Here is an 11,344-nt window from a genome sequence, read left to right on the forward strand (position 1 = left end):
CCGACATCGTCACCTGCAGGAATGTCGGGTCTGAGCCCGAAATATTACTTTTGCGGTGTCGTATGCGGGCAGTAAGTGACAAAGGCCACACAGCACCGCTTCCTATGGATTTCCTGTGCGTCACGCCACAGAATCAGCGGACTATTTGTCAGTTTCCTGCCACACGTGTGTCGTCACCCGTGGGCAGAGCGTGGGGGGTCCACATGTCGCCGTTCTCGGCGCATAATTTCCGCCTGCCCGGAAACAGAAGAGCACGCGCGAAACGCGCGCGCCTCGCCGGGCGTACCGGCCTCACCGTCTCGGTGGCGCTGGTCGTATCACTCCTGCCGATCCAGGCCTGGGCGGCGCCACCGGGCGACCGCAGCGGCGTCCAGCTGCCCGGCCTGCAGCAGGACATGAAGGCCAAGCTCGACAAGGTCGAAGCCGCCAAACTCGAAGGCTGGGCCGGCGCGCCCGTCCAGTCCCCGCCCGGGTACGAACCGTCCAAGGTGACACCGCCGGCCGGCGGTACGGCCAGCGTCGCCCTGACCGGTGACCAGCTGGTCCAGGCGGGCACCCTGCCGGTCAGCATCGGCAAGGCATCCCCGACCGCAGAGAACCCGACTCCGCCCGCGCCGTCGGGCACCTGGTCGGTCGCGGTCGAGACGCGCACCGCGACCGAGGCCGCGAACGTCGACGGCGCGCTCATCAAGGTGACCCCGCCCGCCGAGGGCTCCACCCCGGTCGACGTCCAGCTGGACTACAAGAAGTTCAAGGACCTCTACGGCACCGAGTGGGCCACCCGCCTGGAGCTCAAGCAGCTCCCCGCGTGCTTCCTGACCACCCCGGACCTCCCCGAGTGCACCGTCGCCAAGGACGTCCCGAGCACCAACGACCCCGCCACCGGCACCGTCCGGGCGACCATCGACCCGGCCACCGCGCCGAGCCAGGGCCTGCGCACGATGGCCGGCGGCAGCGGCGGCCCCACCGTGCTCGCCGCCTCCGACGGCGCCTCCGGCGCCGGCGGCACGTACAAGGCCACGTCCCTCTCCCCGTCCGGTTCCTGGACCGCGGGCGGCAGCGGCGGCGGATTCTCCTGGTCCTACCCGCTGACGGTCCCGGCGGCTCCGGCCGGACCCACGCCCAAGATCGGCTTCGCATACTCCTCCCAGGCGGTGGACGGCAAGACGTCCGTGGCCAACAGCCAGGCGTCGTGGGTCGGTGACGGCTGGGACTACGAGCCCGGCTACATCGAGCGCCGCTACCGCTCCTGCGCGGACGACCTGAAGGCGAACCCGTCCACACCGAACAACGACAACGCCACCGACAAGAAGAAGGGCGACCTGTGCTGGGCGGGCGACAACGTCGTCATGTCCCTGGGCGGCAGCACCACCGAGCTCGTCCACGACGCCGCCACCGGCAACTGGATCCCCGCCTCCGACGACGGCTCCCGCGTCGAGCACAAGACCGACACCACCGTCCCCAACGGTGCCAAAGACGGCGAGTACTGGATCGTCACCACCCGTGACGGCACCCGCTACTTCTTCGGCCGCCACGACGTCGACGGCGCCGGCAGCCGCCCGGTCACCAACTCGGTCCTGACCGTCCCGGTCTTCGGCAACCACCCCGGCGAGCCCTGCTACCAGAGCACCTTCGCCGCCTCCTCCTGCGACCAGGGCTGGCGCTGGAACCTCGACTACGTCGAGGACGTCCACGGCAACGCCATGATCATCGACTGGGCCAAGGAGACCAACCGCTACGCCAAGAACTCCAAGTTCAAGGAAGCGGTCACCTACGCCCGGGCCGGCTACCCCACGCAGATCACCTACGGCCTGCGCAACGACAACCTCTCCGGCCCCCCGGCCGGCAAGGTCGAGTTCACCGTCGCCGAACGCTGCATCAAAGAAGGCACGACCCAGTGCTCGGACGCCGAGTTCGAGGGCAACAACTACGGTGACAAGCAGCCCTGGTGGGACACCCCCTCCACGCTGTACTGCAAGCCCACCGCCAAGGACTGCTACGTCGGCTCCCCGACGTTCTGGACCCGCAAGCGCCTGACCGCCGTCACCACCTACGCCCAGCGCACCGAAGGCTCCACCGCGCTGTCCCTGGTGGACCGCTGGAACCTGACCCAGTCCTTCCCCCGCCAGCGCACCGACACCCACCCGCCGCTCTGGCTGGAATCCATCACCCGCACCGGCTACGGCACCACCAAGGACAGCGCCGGAAACCAGCAGTCCACCACGCTCCCGCCGATCTCCTTCGTCGCGAACGTCAAGGACATGCCCAACCGCGTCGCGACCGGCGCGACGGACGCGACGCCGGACTTCGACCGCCTGCGCGTGGAGACCATCCGCACGGAGACCGGTGGCGAGATCGTCGTCGGCTACTCGGCGCCCTGCCCGGTCGGCGGCACGCACCCCAAGCCGGAGGAGAACACCACCCGCTGCTTCCCGGTCTACTGGTCCCCGGACGGTGATTTGCAGAAGCCGCCGCTGGAGTGGTTCAACAAGTACGTCGTCGACAAGGTCACCGAGAAGGACCGCGTAGCGCGCCAGCCCGACGTCACCACCTCCTACGCCTATGAGGGCGACGCCGCCTGGGCGAAGGACAGCGACGAGTTCTCCAAGCCCGAGCTGCGCACCTACAGCCAGTGGCGCGGCTACGCCGGCGTGGTGACGAACAAGGGTGTCACCGCCAACGCGGGCAAGCCTGACGCGACTGAGCAGTCCCAGACCCGTACCCGCTTCTTCCGCGGCATGTCCGGCGACGCCGGCCGCCCGAAGATCACCGTCAAGGACTCCACCAACACCGAGGACCTCGGTGAGGACCTGCCCCAGTACCAGGGCCAGGTAGCGGAGAGCATCGCCTACACCAAGGCCGGCGGAACCGTGGAGTCCCGGAGCCTGACCTGGCCGTGGAGCCAGCAGACCGCCACCCGGCCACGCGACGGCACCACACCCCTGAACGCGTTCCGGTCGGGCACCTCGCGCAGCGAGGCGATCCAGACGATCAGCGGCGGCGCCACCCGTACCCTGCGCACCCGCACCACCTTCGAGCCCACCTACGGACTCACCCAGACCGTCCAGAACGAGGCCATCAGCCCCAACGGCACCGGCGGCTGGCAGACCACCAACCAGACGTGCGCCACGACGACGTACGTCCACAACACCGACAAGAACCTGATCGGCTTCCCCCAGCGCGTCCGCACCACCGCAGGCGACTGCACGCAGACCGCCACCGGGGCCCTGCTGGCCGACTCCCGCACCTCCTACGACGCGCCCGGCGCCTTCGGCACCGCACCGACCAAGGGCCTGATCTACCAGGTCGACACCAACGACGCAGGCGGCACCGGCTGGATCACCAGCGCCCGTACCGAGTACGACGCGCTCGGCCGCGCCACCAAGGTCTACGATGCCGCCGGCAACGCCACCACCACCGCCTACAGCCCTTCCAGCGGCACCCCGTTCGCCGTGTCGACCACCAACCCGCTCGGCCAGACCGTCACCACCAAGAGCGACCCCGGTCGCGGCGCCACGCTCGAGACCACCGACGCCAACGCCCGCAAGACCACCACCACCTACGACGACCTCGGCCGTGCCACCGCCGTCTGGACCCCGTCGCAGAAGCCGGGAACCGACAAGCCGGCCTCGACGTTCGCCTACCAGATCGCCGAGCACGAGCCGCCCGTCGTCACCACCGGCATCCTCCAGGACGACGGCACCTACACCCAGGCCGTCACCATCTACGACGGCCTGCTGCGCCCCCGCCAGAGCCAGGGCGAAGCCGCGGGCGGCGGCCGGATCATCACCGACACCCTGTACGGGGCCAACGGCACCGTCCGGCACACCAACGGCGCCTACTACGCCGAGGGCGCACCCGAGAAGAAGATCTTCGTCCCGCAGAGCGACTTCCAGGTCCCGAACTCGACCGAGGCGGCCTACGACGGTCTGGGCCGTGCCGTACGCACCACCACGCTGTACGCGGACGTCCCGCAGTTCTCCACCACCGTCCAGTACAGCGGTGACTACACCCTCACGCGCTCGGCCATGTCCGTCGACGGCACGACCCCGCTCAAGGGGAGCACCGCGTCGAAGACCTGGACCGACCCCGCAGGCCGGACCACCGCCGTCGAGCGTGCCACGTCGACCGATCTGACCACCTGGAACAGGACCACCTACTCCTACGACGTCCGCAACAAGCTGACGTCGGTCACGGACGCGGCGGGCAACAAGTGGGCGTACGAGTACGACGTCCGCGGCCGCCAGACCGCCTCCGAGGACCCCGACACGGGCCGCTCCGAGTTCGGCTTCGACAACCTCGACCGCCAGACCTGGACCAAGGACTCCAGCGGCCGCACCCAGTACACCGTCTACGACGCCCTCGGCCGTGCGACCGAACTGCATGACGACGCGGTGAACGGGCCGCTCGTCGCCTCGTGGGCGTTCGACACCCTGCCCGGTGCGAAGGGCCTGCCCGTCTCCTCGACCCGCTACGACGGCACGACCGCGTACAAGAGCGAGGTCACGAGCTACGACGCCGAGTACCGGCCGACCGGATCCAAGATCACCATCCCGGACGTGCCCGGCACGAAGGGCCTCGCCGGCACCTACGCCTCCAACGTCACCTACACCCCCACCGGCAAGGTCCAGTCGACCACCAGCCCGGCCACCCCCGGCGGCCTGGCCGCCGAGAAACTCGTCACCCGGTACAACGCCGACGGCCTGCCGCAGAGCATGTCCGGCCTCGCCTGGTACACCGCCGACGTCAAGTACAGCCCGTTCGGCGAGGTCCTGCGCACCGCGTCCGGCAACGCCCCGAACCGGGTGTGGACCACGACGCAGTACAACCCGAACAACGGTCAGGTCACCCACCAGATCACCGACCGGGAGACCGGGCCGAACCGGATCAGCGACGTCTCCTACGACTACGACCCGGCCGGCAACATCACCTCCATCACCGACTCCCAGCCCGGCGGCCGGGAGGACCGCCAGTGCTTCTCCTACGACCCGATGGGCCAGCTCACCAAGGCATGGACCGGCAAGACCGCGTCATGCACCGGCCCCTCCCTGTCCGACGTCACCCCCGGTCCGGACGGTGACGGCTTCTGGCAGGAGTACCAGTTCGACGCGATCGGCAACCGCACCAAGCTGATCAACCGCGACCTGACCGACCCGGCGCTGGACGACGAGACGACGTACACCTACGGCGTCACCGTCACCGGCAACGGCACCCAGGCGCCCGTCAAGACCCAGCCCCACGCGCTGGCCAAGGCCGAGAAGACCACCCGCACCCCGGGCCGCACGGTCACCTCGCTCACCGACTACACCTACGACGCGTCCGGCAACACCAAGACCCGGCGCATCGACGGCGACACCCAGACCCTGAACTGGGACCGCCGAGGCAAGATCACCTCCGCCAGCAGCCCGGGCATCGGAGCAGCCTCTGTCATCGGAGCCTCCGGCAAGTGCATCGACGTCGAAAGCGGCGGCACCGCCGACGGCACCCCGGTCCAGATCTACCCGTGCAACGAGACCAAGGCCCAGCAGTGGCGTATCACCGGCAACACGGTCCGCGCCCTGGACAAATGCCTGACCACCAGCGGCACCAAGCTGGTCCTCGCCACCTGTGACGGCAGCGACAAGCAGAAGTTCGTCTACCGCGCCGGTGACAAGTCCCTGAACAACCCGGCCACCAACCAGTGCGTCGACGTCCCCAACAACGCCGCGGACGGCAGTGACCTCCAGCTGTGGTCCTGCAACACCACCGGCCCACAGCAGTTCACCTTCGACACCACGACCATCTACATCTACGACGCCTCGGGCAACCGCCTCATCGAGGAGACCGGCAGCAGCCGCACCCTCTACCTCGGCGACACCGAGGTCACCGTCAACAAGGCCGGCCAGCCCCTGGACGCCGTCCGCTACTACGCCGGCCCGGGCGCCACCACGGTCCGCCAGACCGGCGGCAAGCCCGACAACCACAAGCTCAGCGTCCAACTGGCGGACCACCACGGCACCGCCACGACCACCGTCGACCAGAGCACCGGCCAGACGATCACCCGCCGCAAGGCCGACCCGTACGGCAACCCCCGCGGCGCTCAGCCCGGTAACTGGCCCGGAAGCCGTGGCTTCCTCGGCGCGGGCATCGACGACACCAACACCAGCCTGACCCACTTGGGCGCCCGCGAATACGAAGCCACCACGGGCCGCTTCATCTCTGTCGACCCCGTCATCGACATCACCGACCCGCTCCAGATGAACGGGTACACCTACGCCAACGGCAACCCCGTCGGCAATTCGGACCCGAGCGGCCTGAAGTACTTCGAAGGGATGAACGACGGAGGCTTCCAAGCAGCCCCCGACCGCGTGGAGGAACGCGCCGAGTACTACAGCACGCACAGCGGCAGCTACAACGCCAACACCGGCAACTACTGCTCCTGGTGCTTCAACAGCAGCGGAAGCGGAAGCGGAAGCGGCGGCGGAAAGAGCGCAGGCACCGGCGGAGCGAGCAAGAAGTCCTCGAGCTGCAGCTGGATCTCCATGTGCGGCGTCAAGAAGGCGGCCGCCAAGGTCAACAAGGTCTGGCAGGAAAACAAGGTCTTCATCGTTTCGATGACCACCGAAATCGTCGTCGGCGCGGCATGCGTGGCCGCCGCGGGCGCGGCGGGCGCCGCATCAGGAGGTGCCGGCTTCGCCCTCGTCACGGGCTGCGGCGCCATCGCCGGCGCTGCCGGCGCCGCGGTCGCCAACTACATGGACCCCAACGCCGACCACAGCGTCATGGGCCAGCTCAAGGACATGGCTCAAGGCGCCCTCTGGGGAGCAGCCAGCAGCGCCGCCACCGCAGCGGCGTCCCCGTACCTTGCAGCAGTGGCGAAGGTCATCGCGAAGGGCGCCGGAAAGGCCGCAGCCAAGATCGCGGCCAGGGTTGAAGCGAAGCTTGCATCTGGGGGAGGCGGGGCCTGCCCGATCCCCAACAGCTTCGCGGCCGGAACCCTCGTCCTTATGGCGGACGGAACCACAAAGCCGATCAATGAACTCCAACCGGGTGACAAGGTCCTTGCCACGGATCCTGAGACTGGCGAAACCAACGCAAAGGACGTCACCGCAGCGATCCACGGCGAGGGCACCAAGAACCTCGTCGACGTCACGGTCGACGCCGATGGTGCAGTCGGATCTGCCACCGAAGTGATCACTGCCACCGACAAGCACCCATTCTGGGTAGCCGACCTTGCACAATGGGTCGACGCAACCGACCTCAAGGTTGGCCAGTGGCTCCGCACCAGCAGCGGTACACACGTGCAGGTCACAGCGATCAAGCGCTGGACTGCCCTTGACACCACAGTCCATAACCTCACTGTCGCTGACCTTCACACGTACTATGTGCTGGCGGGGGCCACACCGCTCCTGGTCCACAACTGCGGCCGAAACCCGATCTCAGCCCTTGGTGTCCCGGCTCGCGCCAGCTTCGCACGGATGCAAGCCGCCGTCGATCGCGCCGCAAGTCGCAGTGCTTCCGAGGTGCGGGCGTCTCTCAGCCCGGAACAAATAGCGGCAGGGCAAGAGAAGCCATTCCTGCAGCGCATGTTCTTCGGTAGCTCGGTGGAAAGTGCGGTCGCCTCGGATCCGGCAATACTCGCGGACGGAAATATCTCCCATCTTGGAAATTCGATGCCCGGGCAGGCCGTCCCTGATTTCCATATCACAGTAGGAGGGAATACCTTCGGCGTTGACTTGACGGGACCTAGCACCTCATCGATATCGGAACACATGCGGCGTGCGTACATAAGTAGCCGCCATCAGATCATGACGTATGGGAGCCCCTCAGCGGAGTTCCTGGCTGAAGTATTCAGGTAATATCAAGTGATGAAGGGATGAGTGAGCCAGCGTGACGGTCAGCTTCGAGAATGAAGAATTTAGGGACATTAGGATTCTCGGTTCAAATAGAACGTACCAGTCGACCAGAATTGCCGGATGTAAATTCTCTGCCTGTCACCTAGCTCAGTTTGACGACCCAGAGTTTAACCTCGTAATCAAGGACGCCGCGATCGAAAATTGCGGATTCGACCGCTGCTCGATCCAGGGTGTCATGTTCGATAACGTGGTCATTGAAGGGATGCGATTTAAGCAGCTTCATCGGGTCTACGGATGCGTTTTTCGGAATGTTAGATTTCTTGGCAAGGTTGGCCCTGTGATTGTTATGGGTCCTCACGCTAGTCTTGCCCGGCGCGAAAAGATGGCAGATGGCATCATTAGGAAATACCGTGAAATCGACTGGGCTGTGGACATCTCGGAAGCCATCTTCTCTGATGCGGACTTCCATTACGTGCCAGGGCATCTGATTCGCCGAGACCCCGAAACTCAGATTCTTTTGCATCGCGAAAAATTTGTCGACATTCCGGCGAGTGATTTTCCCCCCTATGCAAGAATCTGGGTGAGTAGGTTCGAGGTGAGTCCATTTGACTCCCTGGTGGCTGTCGCGCCGAAGGCTTCCCGAAAATTTGCGGATTACATGCGTGATCTTGTGTGGATGCGGGAAAATGATTTGGCAGAATAGGTATAGGGTGCCTCATCTGACGCCATCTTTTCGAAGGTTGAAAGTCTGAACCTTCAGCGATAAGGTGCAGTGGAAAAGATTTAGGGTTACGGCTCCAAGATCTCTTGGAGCCGTAACCCTAAGGCTGCCTCTCACTGATCTCTTTGAGAGTGGCCACTGAGCCTTTTCAGCGTTGACGCTCCAGGGTGAGGATGACGGTCATGCGGTTGGGGCTGCAGCGGGCTCTGCGGAAGATGCGCCAGGACTTCAGTCTCGCGATGCTTCGTTCGACCGGCGCCCGCGCCGCTGACAGGGCCCGGTTGATCGTTTGCTGGGTCGTGGTGAGGTCTCGGCCGGGAAGCCGTCTGATGGGTGTGGTCTCCCAGGGGCCGGCGCCGATGTAGGTGCGGTCGGCAAGAACGGGAATGCCCTGGCGCTCGCAGATCCGGATGATGCGGTGGGTGCGGGCCGCGGTCAGGTCATGCGTGCGGCCGGGAAGCGCGGGCGAGATCCACAGCAGATTCCCCGCTGGATGGGCGACGACCTGCACGTTCACGCCGTGACGGCGGTGCTTCTGCGAGAAATCGGCCCGGCTGTCACCGACGCGGTCACACTCGGCGAGGGTCCTGTCGAGCAGGACGTGGTCGGGATCGGTCTCGCGTAGGACCCGCAGGAGGCCGGGCGCCCTGCGGGACAGGTGCTGGACGACGGCCTTGACGTAGGCGTGGGCGGTGCCGACGGATATTCCGAAGCCGGCGGCGATCTGCATGAGCGTGTCGTGCCGGCGGAGGTAGACCAGGCCGACGAGGGCGCGCTGGTGGGGCGGCAGCTTGCAGCGGCGGTCACCCTCACGGGTGACGATGAGCATGGATACCCGCTCGACCAGGGCGTGCGGCAGGTCGAGTGCGGCAGGATAGGGAACCAACGAGGCTCCTGAGCTGATGAGTTGAGACGTCGAACACCTCTCTCAACGGCACAGGAGCCTTGTGTGTTGTGGGACGTCAGCTCGTCACCCGATCAGTGGCCACTCTGAAAGAGCTCACTGATCGAGTGACCCAGTCCGAGACCGCAACGCACAGGGCTCCCGCGCCGTTGAGGGAGGTGTTCGAATTCTCGACCCATCGGCACAGGAGCCCTGTTGGTTCCCCATCCTGCTGCACTCGACCTGCCTCATGCTCTGGTCGAGTGGGTATCCATGCTCATCGTCACCCGTGAGGGTGACCGCCGCTGCAAGCTGCCGCCCCACCAGCGCGCCCTCGTCGGCCTGGTCTACCTCCGCCGGCACGACACGCTCATGCAGATCGCCGCCGGCTTCGGAATATCCGTCGGCACCGCCCACGCCTACGTCAAGGCCGTCGTCCAGCACATGTCCGGCCGGGCGCCCGGCCTCCTGCGGGTCCTACGCGAAGCCGATCCGGACTACGTCCTGCTCGACAGGACGCTCGCCGAGTGCGACCGTGTCGGCGACACCTGGGCGGACTTCTCCCAAAAGCACCGCCGTGACGGTGTGAACGTGCAGGTCATGGCCGATCCCGCGGGCCACCTGCTGTGGACCTCACCCGCCCTGCCCGGCCGCACGCACGACGTGACCGTCCGCACCCACCGCATCATCCGGATATGCGAACGCCAGGGCGTCCCCGTCCTCGCCGACCGTGCCTACATCGGGGCTGGGCCCTGGGTTGTCGCCAGTCTCTGAAAAGTGACCCTCAGCAAGTTCCTGGGTTCTAACGCTTGTCGCAACACTCCTTGATCACGATGGGTGTGTTGATGGCGCGGGTGGGACGTAAGCGTAGGCTCGAAGTTGAGGCGGAGTACTGGCGCCTTCTGCAGGCAGGAGTGGGCACGGTCGAGGCGTGCAGGCAGCTTGGGATCGGGCGGAAGACCGGCTATCAGTGGCGGTCGGAGAACGGCGGCCTGCCGCCGGAGCGGGTGTCCGAGGCCGTGCACTTGGCCGCTACCTGTCGCTGCTGGAGCGCACGCGCATCGCCACCCTGCGCGAACACGGCCTGGGCATGCGAGATCGCCGAACGGCTCGACCGCTCACCCTCGACCGTCAGCCGCGAGATACGCCGCAACATGCTCGAACATGACAAAGACATCTACGACGCCGACCTCGTCCACTACCGCTCCAGACAGCGGGCCGAGCGGCCACGCAGACCGAAGCTGCGCCTCGACGCCGAGGTCCAAGCCAGGTTCGACCTGGAGTGGAGCCCCGAGCAGATCGCCGCCCACCTGCGCGCTCTGTGGTCCGACCGGCCCGAGCGGCACCTGTGCCACGAGACCACTACCTGCGGGAGACCCTGGCTGGGCTCGTTGCGCTGAAAGATCGTGGCGATGGGGCGCGCCCCTGAGGGCACCGGAGCCACCTGCCTTGTCGGCAGGCGGCTCCGATACCGCCGCGAGCACGACAGACCGCCGGGTGCTGGGGGTGGTGGTTACGGCTCGGGTGCGGGAGGGGCCTGGGGCGGAGTCCGCTGGGGTTCTTCGCTGCGGGGGTAGTGGCGCCAGGCGGTGTAGAGGCCGGTCAGGGCGGAGGCGTAGCCGGCGAGGGCCTCGGGGGAGATGTGGCCGACGAGGATCAGGATGATGCCGGTGGTCAGGATCGCCAGGAACACCAACAGTTCTACGGGAAAGCTGCCACGCGGGCCACGACGGGTCGGCACGATGGTTCTCCTCAGGACGTGGAAGGTCGGGCACGCCCGCCGGGTGTGCCGCTGGTGGGGTGTGCGGCGGGGTGCGGTTCGAGCGTCCCGTCGTGGTCGGCGGGTGCGCCATGGGAAACGATCTTCTTTCCGCAACGGTCAACTGGGAGAACGGACATGGCGGG

General features: G+C 66.6%; 5 protein-coding genes and 2 pseudogenes. 5 read left to right on the forward strand and 2 right to left on the reverse strand.

What is annotated here, in order from left to right; translation table 11 throughout:
- Positions 1-203: 203 nt before the first annotated feature.
- Both WDV06_RS09250 and WDV06_RS09255 read left to right on the forward strand, forming a co-directional pair.
- Positions 204-7,838, forward strand: coding sequence for a ricin-type beta-trefoil lectin domain protein (locus tag WDV06_RS09250; protein ID WP_395509159.1), 7,635 nt, complete (start codon positions 204-206; stop codon positions 7,836-7,838).
- A gap of 31 nt (positions 7,839-7,869) precedes the next feature.
- Positions 7,870-8,538 carry a hypothetical protein gene (locus WDV06_RS09255; RefSeq protein WP_395509160.1) on the forward strand — a complete coding sequence of 223 codons (669 nt, stop codon included), beginning with the start codon at positions 7,870-7,872 and terminating at the stop codon, positions 8,536-8,538.
- 166 nt (positions 8,539-8,704) lie between these two features.
- Here the strand turns inward: WDV06_RS09255 and WDV06_RS09260 are convergent, their stop codons facing one another.
- Positions 8,705-9,442 carry a transposase family protein gene (locus tag WDV06_RS09260; RefSeq protein ID WP_395509161.1) on the reverse strand — a complete coding sequence of 246 codons (738 nt, stop codon included), beginning with the start codon at positions 9,440-9,442 and terminating at the stop codon, positions 8,705-8,707.
- Positions 9,443-9,655: 213 nt separating this feature from the next.
- On the opposite strand from WDV06_RS09260, the pseudogene WDV06_RS09265 reads away from it, so the two are divergent.
- From WDV06_RS09265 to WDV06_RS09275, 3 genes and pseudogenes are all read left to right on the forward strand, one after another.
- Positions 9,656-10,210 (forward strand): annotated as a pseudogene (locus WDV06_RS09265) (transposase); the annotation flags it as partial.
- A 74-nt stretch (positions 10,211-10,284) separates the two neighbouring features.
- Positions 10,285-10,590 (forward strand): annotated as a pseudogene (locus WDV06_RS09270) (helix-turn-helix domain-containing protein); the annotation flags it as partial.
- 3 nt (positions 10,591-10,593) lie between these two features.
- Complete coding sequence (locus WDV06_RS09275; protein WP_395509163.1) at positions 10,594-10,839, forward strand: hypothetical protein; 246 nt, start codon at positions 10,594-10,596, stop codon at positions 10,837-10,839.
- 113 nt (positions 10,840-10,952) lie between these two features.
- Here WDV06_RS09275 and WDV06_RS09280 read toward each other — a convergent pair whose 3' ends face one another.
- Positions 10,953-11,180 carry a hypothetical protein gene (locus tag WDV06_RS09280; protein ID WP_395509162.1) on the reverse strand — a complete coding sequence of 76 codons (228 nt, stop codon included), beginning with the start codon at positions 11,178-11,180 and terminating at the stop codon, positions 10,953-10,955.
- Positions 11,181-11,344: the final 164 nt, after the last annotated feature.

The organism is Streptomyces racemochromogenes, from assembly GCF_044129415.1.
Classification (GTDB): Bacteria; Actinomycetota; Actinomycetes; order Streptomycetales; family Streptomycetaceae; genus Streptomyces; species Streptomyces racemochromogenes_A.

Excerpts from the sequence above, each read along its gene's own strand:
- WDV06_RS09250 (WP_395509159.1), top strand. The coding sequence starts at position 204 with ATGTCGCCGTTCTCGGCGCATAATTTCCGCCTGCCCGGAAACAGAAGA.
- WDV06_RS09275 (WP_395509163.1), top strand. The coding sequence starts at position 10,594 with ATGCTCGAACATGACAAAGACATCTACGACGCCGACCTCGTCCACTAC.